This is a genomic window from Micromonospora purpureochromogenes, assembly GCF_900091515.1.
Classification (GTDB): Bacteria; Actinomycetota; Actinomycetes; order Mycobacteriales; family Micromonosporaceae; genus Micromonospora; species Micromonospora purpureochromogenes.
The window spans coordinates 2,274,251-2,289,266 of the sequence record NZ_LT607410.1; the positions used below are offsets into that span (position 1 = coordinate 2,274,251).

Annotated in this window: 13 protein-coding genes; 12 read left to right on the top strand and 1 reads right to left on the bottom strand. The window is 73.5% G+C overall.

Features of this window, described 5'->3' with window-relative positions; translation table 11 throughout:
* The first annotated feature begins 430 nt into the window (after nt 1–430).
* The 5 genes from GA0074696_RS10665 to GA0074696_RS10685 are packed head-to-tail and all read left to right on the top strand — an operon-like array spanning nt 431 to nt 6,652.
* Complete coding sequence (locus GA0074696_RS10665) at nt 431–2,488, top strand: DUF1800 domain-containing protein (protein WP_088960952.1); 2,058 nt, start codon at nt 431–433, stop codon at nt 2,486–2,488.
* Between the two features lie 8 nt (nt 2,489–2,496).
* Nucleotides 2,497–3,873, top strand: a complete 1,377-nt coding sequence (locus tag GA0074696_RS10670; protein WP_088960953.1) for a DUF1501 domain-containing protein — start codon at nt 2,497–2,499, stop codon at nt 3,871–3,873.
* On the top strand, nt 3,870–5,285 hold the full coding sequence (locus GA0074696_RS10675; protein ID WP_088960954.1) for a ferredoxin reductase family protein: 1,416 nt from the start codon (nt 3,870–3,872) through the stop codon (nt 5,283–5,285). The genes GA0074696_RS10670 and GA0074696_RS10675 overlap by 4 nt, the downstream gene beginning before the upstream one ends.
* A 13-nt stretch (nt 5,286–5,298) precedes the next feature.
* A complete protein-coding gene (locus tag GA0074696_RS10680; RefSeq protein ID WP_088960955.1) occupies nt 5,299–5,880 on the top strand; it encodes an FMN-binding protein in 582 nt (193 codons plus the stop codon).
* Nucleotides 5,881–5,929: 49 nt separating this feature from the next.
* The gene (locus GA0074696_RS10685) at nt 5,930–6,652 is read left to right on the top strand and encodes an FAD:protein FMN transferase (RefSeq protein WP_088964483.1); all 723 of its coding nucleotides are present in this window, start codon (nt 5,930–5,932) and stop codon (nt 6,650–6,652) included.
* A 325-nt stretch (nt 6,653–6,977) separates the two neighbouring features.
* On the opposite strand, the gene GA0074696_RS10695 is transcribed toward GA0074696_RS10685, so the two are convergent.
* Nucleotides 6,978–7,649, bottom strand: a complete 672-nt coding sequence (locus tag GA0074696_RS10695; protein WP_088960957.1) for a bifunctional DNA primase/polymerase — start codon at nt 7,647–7,649, stop codon at nt 6,978–6,980.
* 250 nt (nt 7,650–7,899) lie between these two features.
* On the opposite strand from GA0074696_RS10695, the gene GA0074696_RS10700 reads away from it, so the two are divergent.
* The 7 genes from GA0074696_RS10700 to mctP all read left to right on the top strand — a co-directional run bounded on the left by GA0074696_RS10700 (nt 7,900) and on the right by mctP (nt 14,857).
* Nucleotides 7,900–9,126, top strand: a complete 1,227-nt coding sequence (locus tag GA0074696_RS10700) for a helix-turn-helix domain-containing protein (protein WP_088960958.1) — start codon at nt 7,900–7,902, stop codon at nt 9,124–9,126.
* 16 nt (nt 9,127–9,142) lie between these two features.
* Nucleotides 9,143–9,721, top strand: coding sequence for a flavoprotein (locus GA0074696_RS10705; RefSeq protein ID WP_088960959.1), 579 nt, complete (start codon nt 9,143–9,145; stop codon nt 9,719–9,721).
* Between the two features lie 123 nt (nt 9,722–9,844).
* Nucleotides 9,845–10,711, top strand: a complete 867-nt coding sequence (locus tag GA0074696_RS10710) for a Nif3-like dinuclear metal center hexameric protein (protein ID WP_088960960.1) — start codon at nt 9,845–9,847, stop codon at nt 10,709–10,711.
* The gene (locus GA0074696_RS10715; protein ID WP_088960961.1) at nt 10,708–11,445 is read left to right on the top strand and encodes a zinc ribbon domain-containing protein; all 738 of its coding nucleotides are present in this window, start codon (nt 10,708–10,710) and stop codon (nt 11,443–11,445) included. The genes GA0074696_RS10710 and GA0074696_RS10715 overlap by 4 nt, the downstream gene beginning before the upstream one ends.
* A gap of 3 nt (nt 11,446–11,448) precedes the next feature.
* Nucleotides 11,449–12,651: a bifunctional RNase H/acid phosphatase gene (locus GA0074696_RS10720; protein WP_088960962.1), complete on the top strand. Its 1,203-nt coding sequence runs from the start codon at nt 11,449–11,451 to the stop codon at nt 12,649–12,651.
* Nucleotides 12,652–12,935: 284 nt separating this feature from the next.
* Nucleotides 12,936–13,202, top strand: coding sequence for a DUF3311 domain-containing protein (locus GA0074696_RS10725; RefSeq protein ID WP_088960963.1), 267 nt, complete (start codon nt 12,936–12,938; stop codon nt 13,200–13,202).
* Nucleotides 13,202–14,857: a monocarboxylate uptake permease MctP gene (mctP, locus tag GA0074696_RS10730; protein ID WP_088960964.1), complete on the top strand. Its 1,656-nt coding sequence runs from the start codon at nt 13,202–13,204 to the stop codon at nt 14,855–14,857. The genes GA0074696_RS10725 and mctP overlap by 1 nt, the downstream gene beginning before the upstream one ends.
* Nucleotides 14,858–15,016 lie beyond the last annotated feature (159 nt).

A 15,016-nucleotide genomic window follows, 5' to 3' on the forward strand; every position in this document is an offset into this window, starting at 1 on the left:
TTCAGCGGTCCGGCGGCTTACCCGCTGTTGCGGCGGCTCACGCCCTTCCGCTGCTGCCACTTTGCGCCGCGGCCGGGGTGGCGGGGACGCGGGTCAGGAACGGCTCAGCGCGGGCTTATCCCTCCCTTAAGTTTCGCTGTGCCCGTGAACGCCGCTAAAAGCGTCGCGTGGGCCGAAAACGTTACGTCCGGGCTCTGGGGGACCGAGTCGCCCCTGCTCCGGACATCGGTGCCCGGCAGGGCGGAAACCGGGCCGCCGGAGGGCCCGCTGAGCGGTGTCTTAAGTGCCGTCCGGAGCCGCTGGTGAGCGCCTTGAAGGCCCCCGACCCCTTGGTTACCTTCCGTAGCAACCCCCTCAGGCAACAGTCGCCGCACCTCCGCCCCGCTCCGGTCGCAGCGTGTCGGCGCCTTGAAGAAATCGGGATTGGTGCATGGCCGACCAGAATGTGCCACCGCGCGGACCGTGGGAAGACCGCGGCTGGACCCCTGGACTACACCCCACCCCGGACGGATACCGCCACGTCCACCGCTCGACGCCGTACGCCGTGCAGTACCAGGGCCAGGTCGACCCCGGCCAGCCGCACGCCGGGTACGCCACCCAGCCGGCGCCCAGCGGCCCGCAGTGGGTCGGCCCGGAGGGCCTGGGCCGGCAGTCGTTCCACCAGCCGGCCGGCACCGGACTGCCCCAACTGGACGACGGCGACGAGCCCGGCCGCCGGGTCGGCCGGCGGCGCGCCCTGGCCGCGATCGGCGGCACCGCCGCCGTGGTCGCCGGCGGCGCCGCCCTCGCGATGAACTCGTCGGTGCGCGGCTTCTTCGGCGGCGACGACCGGGTGGCGGGCGACGCCACCGGCACCACGGTCACCGACGGCACCGCCGCCCGTCCCAGCGGGCAGCAGGCGAGCACGGTGCGCACCTACACCGAGCAGAACGAGAGCTACATGGGCTCCCGGGCCGGGGCCGCGCTGAAGAAGAACTCCCCCACCGGCGGGCGGACCTTCTCCGGCCCGGCCGCCGCCGCGGCGGAGACCCCGGTGACGGTGAAGACGGTGCTGGCCAAGGACCCGGTACGGCACCTCGCCAGCCGGGCCACCTTCGGCGCCTCGCCCAAGACGCTCGCCGACATCCGCCGGATGGGCGTCGACGGCTGGATCCGCTGGCAGCTCGACCCGGAGAAGATCGCGCCGAGCCCGGCCGAGCTGAAGCTGGCCGAGCTGCCCAGCCTCAAGCTGAGCCCGGTGCAGCTGCGCGAGCAGCGCGACCAGCTGAACGACAAGGGTGTGCAGCCGGAGAAGGAGATGGTGGACGCCACCATCGCCCGCCAGATCTGGTCCGAGCGGCAGCTCTTCGAGGTGATGGTCGACTTCTGGAACGACTTCCTGCACGTCGCCGCCGACTTCGACGGCGGCGAGGTCTACCGCAACTCGTTCGACCGGGACGTCGTGCGGGCCAACGCGCTGGGCAGCTACCCGGACATGCTGGTCGCCGCGAACAAGCACCCCGCCCTGCTGCTCTACCTGAGCCAGAACGACTCCCGCAAGGACGCCATCAACGAGAACCTGGCCCGGGAGAACCTCGAGCTGTACTCGGTCGGCGTCGACGGCGGCTACACCGAGAAGGACGTGCGGCAGGCGGCCATGCTCCAGACCGGCCGCGGCGTCCAGGACGGCAGGTACGTCTTCCGCGCCGACCAGCACTACCTCGGCAAGGTCAAGATCCTCGGCTTCAGCCACGCCAACGCCTCGGCGGACCCGAAGAAGGCCGACGCGGTCATCGACTCGTACCTCCGCTACCTCGCGCTGCACCCGTCGACCGCCCAGTACGTGGCGCGCAGCCTCGCCACCCGGTTCGTCTCGGACACCCCGCCGAAGTCCCTGGTGGACCGGTTGGCCAAGACGTACACGGTCAACAAGGGCATGGTGAAGCCGCTGCTGATGACGCTCTTCAGCTCCTCGGAGTTCTGGGCGGCGGTGGGGCAGAAGGTGCGTCGGCCGATGGAGTACCTGATCGCCACCTACCGGACCCTCAACGTCCGGCCGGAGGCGTCGCGGGGCTTCAAGTCCGACGGCGGGCGCCCGGCGTTCGCCCGCGGGCTGCGCCAGGTCCACGACAAGCTGCGCGAGCTCGGCCAGTACCCGATGGGCCAGCCCACGCCGGACGGCTACCCGGACGTCTACGTCGCCTGGACCTCGGCCGGCACCATGGTCAACGGCTGGAACGAGGCCGCCGACCTGCTCAACGGCTACCGCACCGAGTTCACCTACACCGGCGCGGAGAACCTGGTGGCGAAGCCGCCGGCGACCGCCGGGGCGTACGTGGACGCGCTCGCCCAGCGGCTGGTGCACCAGAAGCTGAGCGCCAAGGAGAAGGCGCTGATCCTCGGTGTCGCCGGCGTGCCGGCCGGCGCCAAGGTCGACGCGACGTTCAACGGGGCCGTCACCGCCGTCGCGCGGGCGATCCTCGCTTCCCCCCAGCACCACCTCCGGTGAGGCACCCGATGGAGAAGACTGTGCACTCGTTCCCCCTGCACCCCGAATGCCCCGACGTGCGGCGGCTGGCCGACCACCCGGCCGAGGCGCTGCTGCGCGCCGAGGCGGACATCGTCGCCGCCGAGAGCGCCGCCGAGGCCGACCGCTACCGCCGGCTGGAGGACCTGGAGGAGGCCCAGCAGGACGGGCGGGGGGTGACCCGGCGGACCTTCGTCGCCGGTGCCGCCGCCGCCACCGCGCTGGCCACCGCGCAGTTCGTCACCACCTCGGCGTCGTTCGCGGCCACCAGGACCGGCACCCTGATCCACGTCTTCCTCTACGGCGGGCTGGACGGGCTCAGCCTGGTCGCGCCGGACAACGACCCGGTGCTGGCCAGGGCCCGGCCCGACCTGCTGCTCGGCAACGACTCGCTGGCCCTGGGCCGCGGCTTCAAGCTGACCAGCGCGTTCCAGCCGCTGGAGCAGTGGCTCAAGGCCGGCCAGCTCGGCTTCATCCCGGCGGTCTCCGACGAGCGGCTGTCCCGCAGCCACTTCCAGGCCGCGGACGCCTGCAACCTGGGCGGCCTGCCCAACGAGACCGGCGGCCGGGGCTGGCTGGACAGCCTGGTCGACGCCCTGGGCAAGGGCACCGCGTTCCGCAGCGTCGGCATCGGCAGCACGCTGCCCCGGTCGCTGGTGGGCACCAACGGCGCGCTGTCGATCAACAATGTCGGCTCGCTGCGGCTCAACGGCGACGAGAAGTACCGGGCGGCCACCGAGAAGGCGATCCGGGGTTTGTTCACCGGGATCAACCACCCCGTCCAGGAGGCGGTGCTCGACGGCATGGGCGCGCTGGCCACGGCGCAGCGGCTGGCGGCCAAGCCGTACCAGCCGGCGGTCGGGGTGAAATACGAGGGCGTCGGGTCCGCGTTCCAGCAGCTCGCCCAGCTGATCAAGGGCGGGGCGAACGTCCGGGTGGCCACCGTCGGCATGGGTGGCTACGACACCCACGAGAACCAGGGCACCCGCGACGGTGGCCAGCTGCACCGGCGGCTCAACGAGCTGGCCACGGCGATGGCCGCGTTCTTCACCGACCTCGGTGACCGGGCCGCCGACGTCACCGTCATGGTGTCCAGTGAGTTCGGCCGCCGGGTCGCCTCCAACAGCGGCGGCACCGACCACGGCCACGGCGGGGTGGTCACCCTGCTCTCCGGGCGCAAGCTCGCCGGCTCGCTGCTGGGCACCTGGAACGGGTTGAACGATCTGGACAGCGGCGACGTACCCGAGTACAACAACATGTTCAACGTCTACGGAAGCGTGGCGCAGGGGCGGTTCGGCCTGACCAACGCCGAGGTGGACAAGATCTTCCCGAGGCAGAAATACACCCCCATGAAGCTGTACGCGTGACGTACCAGGACACGTACGCCGGCGGCCGCCGTACCGGGAGCTCGTCCCGGCACGGCGGCCGTTCGGCCGCCCCCGTACCTCCGGCGCCGCCGCGGCGCGGGCCCGGCGGCCGACGGGCGGTGTCCGCGCTGTTCTGGCTCGGCCTGGTGGCCAGCGTGCTGCCCTGGTGGCTGGACACCCCGGCCGGCGCGCTGGCCGACACCGGCGACGTGCTCACCGCCGCCGGGCGGATCACCGGCCTGGTCGCCGGCTACCTGCTGCTGGTGCAGGTGCTGATGATGAGCCGCCTCGGCGTGCTGGAACGCTGGCTCGGCGGCGAGCGGATCTCCCGGCAGCACCGGGACGTCGGCGCCACCCTGCTGGTCGCGGTGCTCGCCCACATGTCGCTGCTGCTGGTGGCCTACGCCGAGGCCGACGAGCAGTCGGTGGTGGGCGAGGTGGGCGTGCTGCTGCGCGACTACGAGGACATGCTCTCCGCGTTCGCCGCCGCCGGCATCATGGTGCTGGTCGGCCTCACCGGCGTCCGGGCGATCCGCACCCTGCTGCCCTACGAGCTCTGGTACCACCTGCACCTGACCAGCTACGCGGCCCTGCTGCTCGGCTTCGGCCACCAGTTCAGCAACGGCGCTCAGCTCTTCGAGCCCGGGCCGGTGCGCACCGGCTGGATCGCCGCCTACCTGCTGGTGGTCGCCGCCCTGGTCTGGGGACGGCTGGTCGCCCCGCTGCGCTTCAACCTGCGCCACCGGCTCCAGGTGGCCGACGTGGTCGCCGAGACCCCGGACACCATCTCGATCTACCTCACCGGCGCGCGGCTCAACCAGATCGACATGCTCGGCGGACAGTACTTCCGCTGGCGGTTCCTCACCCGCGGCTGCTGGTGGCAGTCGCACCCGTTCTCGCTCTCCGCCGCGGCCAACGGCCGCTGGCTGCGGCTGACCGTCAAGGTGGTCGGCGCGCACACCGCCGACCTGCGCGACCTCGACCCGGGCACCCGGGTCTGGGCGGAGGGACCGTCCGGTACCTTCACCGCCGCGCACCGCACCCGCGAGCGGGCCCTGCTGATCGCCGGCGGCAGCGGCATCGCCCCGCTGCGGGCGATGCTGGAGGAGTTGCCGCCCGGCACCGCGCTGATCTACCGCGCCCGCACCCCGGCCGACGTGCTGCTGCACCACGAGCTGGACTGGCTCGCCCAGGCCCGCCAGGTCTCCGTCTGGTACGTCATCGGCTCCCGCGACGACGCCGGCCCCCGGCAGGTGATGAACCCGGAGGGGCTGCGCCGGCTGGTGCCCGACGTGGCCCGCCGCGACGTCTACCTCTGCGGCCCGTCCGGACTGGTCGAGGAGTCGGTGCGGGTGCTGCGCGCCGCCGGCGTGCCGCGCCGGCAGATCCACCTCGCCACGTTCGAGCTGTAGAGAGGCACCCGACATGCGTCGCGCGATCCTCGCGATCACCGGCCTGGCCGCCAGCACCAGCGCGCTGGTGGTGCTCAAGGGCTCCCCGGGCGCCAGCCAGGTCGCCCAGGACCTCCCCGCCGACCAGGCGTCCGTCGCCCCCGCGGCCGGTGACCCGGGCGCGGCCGGCGGGGTCCGCCCGACGCCGCGCCCCTCCGCCTCCGGACGCGCCCCGGCGGCGCGCCCCACCTCCGGCGCGTCCCGCACCCCGCGGTCCACCACCGGCACCGGTGCCCCCGCCGCGCCGCAGACCACCACCGCCGCGCCGAAGCCGACGCCGCGCACGGTGAGCGGCCCGACCGTCACCTACGAGTACGGTTCCCTGTCGGTGCAGATCACCCTCTCCGGCAGCAGGATCGTCAACGCCACCGGGATCGGCCTGCCGCAGAGCGGGCAGTCGGGCCAGCGCAGCGACGACGTGCAGCGCACCTACAGCGGCACCAGCGGCGAGGTGGTGCAGCAGCAGAGCGCCGACCTGAACACGGTCAGCGACGCCACCGCCACCAGCAACGCGTACCAGCTGTCGCTCCAGGCGGCGATCGACCGGGCCGGCTGAGGTGCCGGTCTCGCCGGTCCGTCCCGGTCTGCGCCGGGTCGAGCACGTCATGGGTACGGCGATCAGCCTCGACCTGGCCGACGACCTACCCGCCGCGACCCTGCACGACCTCGCCGAGGAGGCGTTCGGCTGGCTGCGCGAGGTCGACGCCCGGTTCAGCACCTACCGGGACGACAGCGAGGTGTGCCGGCTGGACCGGGGCGAGCTGCGGCTGGCCGACGCGTCGGCGGACCTGCGGGCGGTGCTGGAGCGCTGCGCGGACCTGTGGGCCGCCACCGACGGCTACTTCGACGCGTACGCCACCGGCCGGCTCGACCCGTCCGGGTACGTCAAGGGCTGGTCGGCGCAGGTCGCCTCGGACCGGCTGGTCGCCGCCGGGGCGGTCAACCACTGCCTGAACGCCGGGGGTGACGTGGTGGTCCGGGGACTGTCGCCGACCCGGGAGCCGTGGCGGATCGGCGTCGCCCACCCGTGGAACCCGATGGCCACCTGTCTGGTCCTCGCCGGCAGCGACCTGGCCGTCGCCACCTCGGGCGTGCAGCACCGGGGCCAGCACGTGCGGGACCCGCGCCGGGGCGAGCCGGCCCGGGGCCTGCGCTCGGTCACCGTGGTCGGCGGGGACCTGGGCGTCGCCGACGCGTACGCCACCGCGGCGGTGGCCATGGGCGAGGCCGGCGTCGGCTGGCTGGACCGCCTCCCCGACCACCTGCACGCGGCCGTCACCGACGACGGCCGCCTGCTGCACTCCACCCGCCTCCCGCTGGCCGACTGACCGGCCCGGCTCAGCGGGCCGGGCGGCGGGCCGGCTCAGCGGGCCGGCTCAGCGGGCCGGCTCAGCGGGCCGGCTCAGCGGGCCGGGCGGCGGCTGCCGGCCGGATGGGAGCCGGCGGGGCGGGCGCGTTCCGGCCGGGAGCCGCCCGGGCGCGTGCCCGACCGGCGGTACGGCCGCCGGTGGTGCGGCGGCGGCTCGGCGCCGCCGGCGGGCCCCGTCGCGTCGTCCCTGGCCATCACGTACCCCTGCTCCCGGCGCGTCCGCGCCGTCACCGGTTCAACGACCCCGGCACCGGCGGGGACGCTGCCGTTCACCGATTCGCGGGTCAGTGACCCCGTCGGGGGAGCGGGAGCTGGCCGGGGAGCAGCTCCGGAGGGAGCGTCACCCCGGTGGCCCGCAGCGCGTCGACCACGCTGTTCTGCAGCAGGTACGAGTCGGGTAGCTGCCAGCGCGCCTGCTCCGGGGCGACCGCCCAGCGCACCGGACCCTCCGGCAGCCGGGTCGGCGGCGCGGCGATCCACGAGCCGGGCCCGTGGCGCACCACGTGGAAGCAGTGCTCCAGCTCCGGCCGCAGTGGATCGCCGGGGCGGACCAGGAACATCCAGCGCCCGGTCGGAGTCACCAGCACCGGGCCCCGGACCGCGGGGCCGGCCGGGTGGGTCGGGAGCTTGTCGAGTACCCGCCGACCGAGGTGGGCCGGCACCTCCAGCACGTCGAAGGCCCGCCCGGTGGGCAGCAGCACCGCGTGCGGCCGGCTGTGCCACCAGGTGGCCACCCGGGCCGGGTCGGCGCTGGCCGCGTGCTCCCAGTCCTCCAGGGCGGGGTGGCAGCCGACGGTGGGGCAGCCGGCCCGACCGCAGACGAAGCGGCTGCGCGCCAGGCAGGCGCCCGGGGTGACCTCCCAGCCGTGCATGGCGTACCGGACGGCGATCCGGCGCAGCCGGACCCGCTCGATCGGCGACAGCTGGGCGACCCGAGGTCCGACGTTCCCCCACATAATCCGTGATCTCCCCTCGCCCGACCGGACACCCCGTCAGGCAACGTGTCGAGCACCGTCACTGCCGTAACCCACGATCGTTGAGCTGTCGAACGGCCCCGTGCAACTTGCACGAAAGCTACGAGGACTGGCCGTATGGCCGACGTACAACCTGTGCGACCAGCGAAAACCTGAGACGGATGGAGCGCCGCACCCGCGGGGGGCCGTCCGGAGATCCGCCGGACGGGCGACGAGGGGGAGGAGCAAGAGGATGGACGAGCTGCCCATAGGCCGGCGGGTTGCCTACTGGCGAGGCCGGCGCAAGATGTCGCAACAGGTCTTCGCCGACCGGCTGGGCAAGTCCAAGAGCTGGGTCGACAAGGTCGAACGCGGGGTACGCCGGCTCGACAAGTTCTCCGTCCTCTACGAGATCGCCGACATCCTCCAGGTCGACGTGCAGCTGCTGCTCGGCAAGGACCCGGAGCGGCGTACCGACGCGCTCAACTGCATCGACCAGATCGAGGTTCAGGAGATCCGGGCCGCCCTGGAGCGGTACGACTCGATGAGCGCCTACTTCGACGCCGCGCCGTACCCGCCGCCGCTGACCGACATGCGCAAGGCCGTCAACCACGCCTGGCTCACCTACCAGTACGGCCGCTACGGGATGCTGACCCGGGCGCTGCCGAAGCTGCTGCGCGACGCCCAGGCGGCCGACGCGGGCTACCGCGGTGACCAGGCGTGCGAAGCGGCCCACCTGCTCGGGCAGGTCTACCAGATCGCCTCCTCGGTGCTGCGCAAGCTGGGCGAGTGCGAGCTGGCCTGGCTGGCCGCCGACCGGTCGATGGCGGTCTCCCAGCGGGCCGACGACCAGCTGCTGGCCGGCGTCGCCACCACCCGGGTCTGCAACGCCCTTGTCGCCATGGGCCGGGCCCGGCCCGCGCTGGAGCTGAACGTCACCATCGCCAACCGGCTCGCCCCGGGCGGGAGCAACGACGCCTCCCCGGACCGGCTCTCCGTCTACGGCATGCTGCTGCTCCAGGGCGCGATGGCGGCCGCCCGGATCGGCGACTCCGCCACCGTCGACGACCTGCTCAACGGCGCCCACGAGGCGGCCACCCTGCTCGGCAGCGACCAGAACCACTACTGGACCTCGTTCGGCCCGACCAACCTGGAGCTGCACCGCGCCGCCGCCGCGGTCGAACTGGGCGACGGCGGCCGGGCGGTGGAGATCCACCAGCGCCTTCCGGAGCCCGCGTTCAACGCGCTGCTGCCCGAACGCCGGGCGCACCACCTGCTCGACATCGCCCGGGGCTTCGCCCAGATCGGCGACGTGGCCAACGCCGGCGAGATGCTGCTGCGCGGCGACCGGCTCGCGCCCTCGGAGATCCGCTGCCGGCCGATCGCCCACGAGGTGATGTCGGACGTGCTGCGTCGCACACGTGGTGCGCCGCCTCCGCCGATAGCGGAGTTGGCTGAGCACATGGGAGTCGGAGTATGAACATGGTGCCGGCCGGATGAGCGGCCCGCACCCGAGCAGCGAGCGCCGCGAGGTGCTCTACGTCATCGCCTGTGGTTCGCCGCTGGCCCGGCACGTCGGTCGCCTGGTCGACCTGGCCCAGCAGGACGGCTGGGAGGTCTGCCTGGTGACCACGCCCGACGGGGCGAAGTTCGTCGACCGGGCCGCGCTGGCCCGGCAGACCGGCCACCCGGTTCGCACCCACTACAAGAACGCCGGCGACCCCGACCTGCTGCCCCCGGCCGACGCCATGATCGTCTGCCCGGCCACGGTCAACACGGTCAACAAGTGGGCGGCGGGGATCACCGACACCCTCGCCCTCGGCCTGCTGGTGGAGGGGCAGGGCATGGGGCTGCCCGTGGTGGCGGTGCCGTTCACCAACGCGGCGATGGCCGCCCACCCGGCCTTCCGGGCCGGCCTGGCCCGGCTGCGCGAGTGGGGCACCACGGTGCTCTTCGGCGACCACGTCTTCCCCCTGCACGCCCCGGGCACGGGGGAGCGGCACCTCCAGGCCTTCCCGTGGGAGGTCGGGCTCGTCGCCCTGCGCGACCGCTCGCGCGTCATCTCGGCCGCCTGAGCCGCCCCGCCCTCGCCTTGATCGCCCCTGCATCCGTCGCCCCCCGTTTGCTGCGCTGTGCCGGGGGACACGGGCGGCGGGCGAAGGCGTGGCGGCCCGTCCGCGCCGGTAAGCTGACCGCCCGTGAGCACAACCGCAGCCCCACCGACCGTCGCCGACGTGGTGGCGGTCCTGGAGCGCCGGTATCCGACCTCCTGGGCCGAGGAGTGGGACCGGGTCGGCCTGGTGCTCGGTGAGCCCACCGCCGCCGTACGCCGGGTCGCCTGCGTGGTCGACGTGGTGCCCGAGACGGTCGCCGAGGCGCGCGCCGCCGGGGCCGACATGATCGTCGCCCACCATCCGTTGCTGCTGCGCGGCGTCTCCTCGGTCGCCCCGACGACGTACAAGGGGCGGATCGTGCACGACCTGATCCGGGCCGGCGTCGCCCTGTACGTCGCGCACACCAACGCCGACGTGGCGGCCCCGGGCGTCTCCGACGCGCTGGCCGCCCGGTTCGGGCTGACCGGGCTGCGCCCGCTGCACCGCCCGTCGCCCGGCTCCCCGGCCGACGGCCCGGGCCGGGGCACCGGCCGGATCGGGGAGCTGCCCGCCCCGCTGACCCTGGCCGAGCTGACCCGGCACGCCGCCGCCGTGCTGCCCGCCACCGCCTGGGGAGTTCGCGCCGCGGGCGATCCCGGGCGTATCGTGCGTACCCTCGCCGTCAGCGGCGGCGCCGGCGACGTCTTCCTGGCCGACGCGACCGCCGCCGGGGTGGACGCCTTCCTCACCGCCGACCTGCGGCACCACCCGGCGGGCGAGCACCTCGCCGCGGGTGGGCCCGCCCTGCTCGACGCCGCCCACTGGGCGACCGAACGACCCTGGTTGGACGACCTGGCCGCCCAACTGCGGGACGACCTCGGCGTCGAGACCGTGGTGTCCGACCTGGACACCGACCCCTGGACCGTGCACGCCGCCGCGCCCGTACTGGACGACAAGGAGCCCCGACCGTGAAGGCTGAACCCCAGGTCCAGCGCCGCCTGCTCGATCTGCAGGCCATCGACACCTCCCTCGCCCAGCTGGCGCACCGCCGCCGCACCCTGCCCGAGCGGGCCGAGCTGGAGGGGCTGGCCCGTGAGCTGTCCGCGCTGGAGGACGAGCGGGTCCGCGCCCAGGTCGCCGTGGACGACCTGGACCGGGACATCGCCCGGCTGGAGAAGGACATCGACCAGGTCCGCGCCCGCAAGAGCAAGGACGAGGCGCGGCTGGCCGCCGGCTCCGGCCCGGCCCGCGAGCTGGAGGCGCTCCAGCACGAGCTGGTCTCGCTCAACCGGCGGCAGGGCGATCTGGAGGACGCCGAGCTGGAGCTGATGGAGCAGCGGGAGACCGCGCAGGGCGTGCTCGACGGCATCGAGGCCCGGATGGCCGAGGCGCGCGAGCGCCGGGTGGCGACCGAGCAGCGTCGGGACGACACGCTGGCCGAGATCGCCAAGGAGGAGGAGTTCAAGAAGGCGGCCCGCAAGCCGCTCGCCGGCGACCTCCCGGCCGATCTGGTCACCCTCTACGACAAGGTCCGCGAGGACACCGGCCTGGGCGCGGCGCTGCTCACCGCCGGGCGCTGCGGCGGCTGCCGGCTGGAGCTCTCCGGCGCCGACCTGTCCCGGATCCGCAAGGCGGCCCCGGACGAGGTGGTCCGCTGCGAGGAGTGCCGACGGATCATGGTCCGGACCAACGAGTCGGGTCTGTAGCCGGTGGCGGTGCGCGCGGTCGTCGTCGAGGCCGACGGCGGGTCCCGGGGCAATCCGGGCCCGGCCGGCTACGGCGCGGTGGTCCGGGACCCGGACTCCGGTGAGGTGCTGCTGGAGCGTTCCGAGGCGATCGGGGTCTCCACCAACAACGTCGCCGAGTACCGGGGGCTGATCGCCGGGCTGGAGGCCGCCGCCGAGCTGGGCGCGGCCGAGGTCGAGGCGCGGATGGACTCCAAGCTGGTGGTCGAGCAGATGTGCGGCCGCTGGCAGATCAAGCACCCGGGGCTGCGCCCGCTCGCCGCACAGGCCGCCGCGCTGGTCGACCGCTTCGAGTCGGTCCGGTTCAGCTGGATCCCCCGGGAGCGAAACCGGCACGCCGACGCGCTGGCCAACGCGGCGATGGACGCCGCCGCCGGCAAGCCGCCGAAGCGCCCCGCCGCCGCCGAGGCGCCGCGCGAGGTGGCGGCCGCCGACTCGGCGGCCCGCGCGCAGGCCCGCGAGGTGGCCGCCCGCGCCGCCACCCGTACCGCCGGCACCGACCCGGCGACCACCCGGGCCTCCTGGGAACCGCGGCCCAGCTTCACCGCCACCCGGCTGATCCTGGTCCGCCACGGCGAGACCGAGTGGACCGTGCAGCACCGCTATGCCGGCCGCGCCGACGTCCCGCTCTCCGACCAGGGCCGGGCCCAGGCCCGGGCCACGGCCGCGCGGGTGGCCGAGCTGGCCCCGTCCGTCGCGGCGGTGCTCAGCTCACCGCTGTCCCGGTGTACGGCGACCGCCGAGGCGATCGCCGGGGCGCTCGGCGGCATCCCGGTACGCCGGCAGGACGACTGGGTCGAGTGCGACTTCGGCGACTGGGACGGCAGGACCTTCGCCGAGGTACGCGACCAGTGGCCGGGGGAGCTGGACGCCTGGCTCGCCTCGACCCGGATCGCGCCGCCCGGCGGGGAGTCGTTCACCGCCGTCGCCGAGCGGGTCGACCGGGCGGTGGCGGCGCTGCGCGAGGCGTACCCGGGGGAGACCGTGGTGGTGGTCTCGCACGTCTCGCCGATCAAGCTGGCGTTGCGCGACGCCCTCGCGGCCGGCGACGCCTTCCTGCACCGGCTCTACCTCGACGCGGCCGGCATCTCGGTGCTCGACATGTGGCCCGACGGCGGCGTGGCGGTACGCAGCGTCAACGACACCGCCCACCTCGCCGCGCGCTGACCGGCGCGGGCCGGCAGGTCAGCCGCGACCGGAGCGCAGCAGCCGGCGCATGAGGTAGCGGCACGGCAGCCACGGGCGCAACACCTCCTGCACCACCCCGTCAGTGCGCGAGGCGGCAGGCGGGCGGCGCGGCCTCGCCGGCTGCCCCGTCGGGGCCCGGCACGTCATTCGGCGCAGCGTTCTTGCCGCTCGGCGCAGCGCGCGACGACCAGTGGCGTGACGGCAGTCACAGGGTGGTTAGCCTCCGCGCGATCGCACCGACCCACGACCCTTCGGAGACGCAGATGAGTGATCCCGGAACACCGCCGGCCGAGCCGGGACCGGATCCCGCGGCGGGCACGGCGTCGTCCAGGGCGAAGGACCACAATCCCTGGAACTGGCTGCTCTTCATCCCGATCCTGGTGCCGCTGATCCCGGCCTTCTTCAACGCGGACTCGCCCCGGCTCTTCGGCTTCCCGCGCTTCTACTGGCTGCAACTGGCCTACATCCTGCTCGGCGTGGCCACCACGACCCTGGTTTACCAGATGACGAAGAAGCGGGGTGGTCGGTGATGTGGCGTGACCACCTGACCGAGATCATCGTATTCACGGTGCTCTTCCTGCTGGTCAGCGCGATGGGCTTCGTCGCGGCCCGCTGGCGGGCGCCGCGGGACATGGCCCACCTCGACGAGTGGGGGCTGGGCGGTCGCAACTTCGGCGGCTGGATCACCTGGTTCCTGGTCGGCGGTGACCTCTACACCGCCTACACCTTCGTCGCGGTACCGGCGCTGGTGTTCGGCGCAGGCGCGATGGGCTTCTTCGCCGTGCCGTACACCATCGTCATCTACCCGCTGGTGTTCCTGGTGCTCTGCCGGCTCTGGTCGGTCTCGCACCGGCACGGCTTCGTCACCCCGGCCGACTTCGTCCGGAACCGGTTCGACTCGCCGGTGCTGGCGCTGCTGGTCGCGATCACCGGCATCGTCGCCACGATGCCCTACATCGCGCTGCAGCTGGTCGGCATCGAGGCGGTGCTGAAGACGATGGGGGTGACCGGGGAGAGCACCGTCGCCCGGCACCTGCCGATCATCATCGCGTTCGCCATCCTGGCCGCGTACACCTACCAGTCCGGGCTGCGGGCGCCGGCGCTGATCGCGTTCGTCAAGGACACGCTGATCTACATCGTGATCCTGGTGGCGGTGCTGTACCTGCCCTACAAGCTCGGCGGCTGGGGCGAGATCTTCGACGCGGCGGACGCGAAGTTCAAGGCGTCACCGGCGCCGGGCGACGGCATCCTGCTCAACGCCAACAACCAGCTCCAGTACATCACCCTGGCGTTCGGCTCGGCGCTGGCGCTGTTCCTCTACCCGCACAGCATCACCGGCGTGCTGGCCAGCCGGAACCGGGACGTGATCAAGCGGAACATGTCCGCGCTGCCGGCGTACAGCCTGCTGCTCGGTCTGATCGCGCTGCTCGGCTTCATGGCCATCGCGGCCGGGGTGAAGCCGCTGCCCGGGGCGACGGCGGGCAGCGTGGACAGCAACACGGTGGTGCCGGTCCTCTTCGACCAGCAGTTCCCCAACTGGTTCGCCGGGGTCGCGTACGCGGCCATCGGCATCGGCGCGCTGGTACCGGCGGCGATCATGTCGATCGCGGCGGCGAACCTGTTCACCCGCAACATCTACAAGGAGTACCTGAAGCGGGACGCCTCCGCGGCGCAGGAGGCGCAGGTCTCGAAGGTGACCTCGCTGCTGGTCAAGGTGGGCGCACTGGCGTTCATCATCTTCCTCGACCCGCAGTTCTCCATCGACCTCCAGCTCATCGGCGGCGTGATCATCCTCCAGACGCTGCCGGCGGTGGCGCTGGGCCTGTACACCCGCTGGTTCCACCGCACCGCCCTGATCGCCGGCTGGGCGGCCGGCATGGGCATGGGCATGTGGATGCTCTACCAGATCGCGAACCCGACGACCGGGAAGAAGCACTTCGCCGGCTCGGCCTTCCCGCTCTCCGAGTTCGGCTTCGACACCAAGAAGACGATCTACGTGGGCATCGTGGCGGTGCTGGTCAACCTGGTGGTGGCCGCGCTGCTGACCCTGGTCCTGCGGGCCGCGAAGGTCACCGACGGGGTGGACCACACCACGCCGGACGACTACTTCGCGGACGAGGGCGACCCCCGGGTCACCCCGGGCACGGAGCGCGACGCCGACTCGGCCCGCGAGCCGGTGGCGTAAAAGGTCGGCCCGCCCCCGGGTGCCCGCTGCGGTGGGCACCCGGGGTCCCGCGGCCGGCCGCTGTGTCGAGACGCTGTCGAGCTGATGACGTGAACGGATCGGTGGCGACGCCCGGTCACTGAGTCGTTCACGTCATCAGCTCCGTACTGTCCGCCGCCC

Bases quoted from the DNA above. Each gene is read 5' to 3' on its own strand.
- GA0074696_RS10665 (WP_088960952.1), top strand. From the start codon at position 431: ATGGCCGACCAGAATGTGCCACCGCGCGGACCGTGGGAAGACCGCGGC.
- GA0074696_RS10725 (WP_088960963.1), top strand. From the start codon at position 12,936: ATGAGTGATCCCGGAACACCGCCGGCCGAGCCGGGACCGGATCCCGCG.
- mctP (WP_088960964.1), top strand. From the start codon at position 13,202: ATGTGGCGTGACCACCTGACCGAGATCATCGTATTCACGGTGCTCTTC.
- GA0074696_RS10705 (WP_088960959.1), top strand. From the start codon at position 9,143: ATGAGCGGCCCGCACCCGAGCAGCGAGCGCCGCGAGGTGCTCTACGTC.
- GA0074696_RS10670 (WP_088960953.1), top strand. From the start codon at position 2,497: ATGGAGAAGACTGTGCACTCGTTCCCCCTGCACCCCGAATGCCCCGAC.
- GA0074696_RS10680 (WP_088960955.1), top strand. From the start codon at position 5,299: ATGCGTCGCGCGATCCTCGCGATCACCGGCCTGGCCGCCAGCACCAGC.
- GA0074696_RS10695 (WP_088960957.1), bottom strand. From the start codon at position 7,649: ATGTGGGGGAACGTCGGACCTCGGGTCGCCCAGCTGTCGCCGATCGAG.
- GA0074696_RS10685 (WP_088964483.1), top strand. From the start codon at position 5,930: ATGGGTACGGCGATCAGCCTCGACCTGGCCGACGACCTACCCGCCGCG.
- GA0074696_RS10700 (WP_088960958.1), top strand. From the start codon at position 7,900: ATGGACGAGCTGCCCATAGGCCGGCGGGTTGCCTACTGGCGAGGCCGG.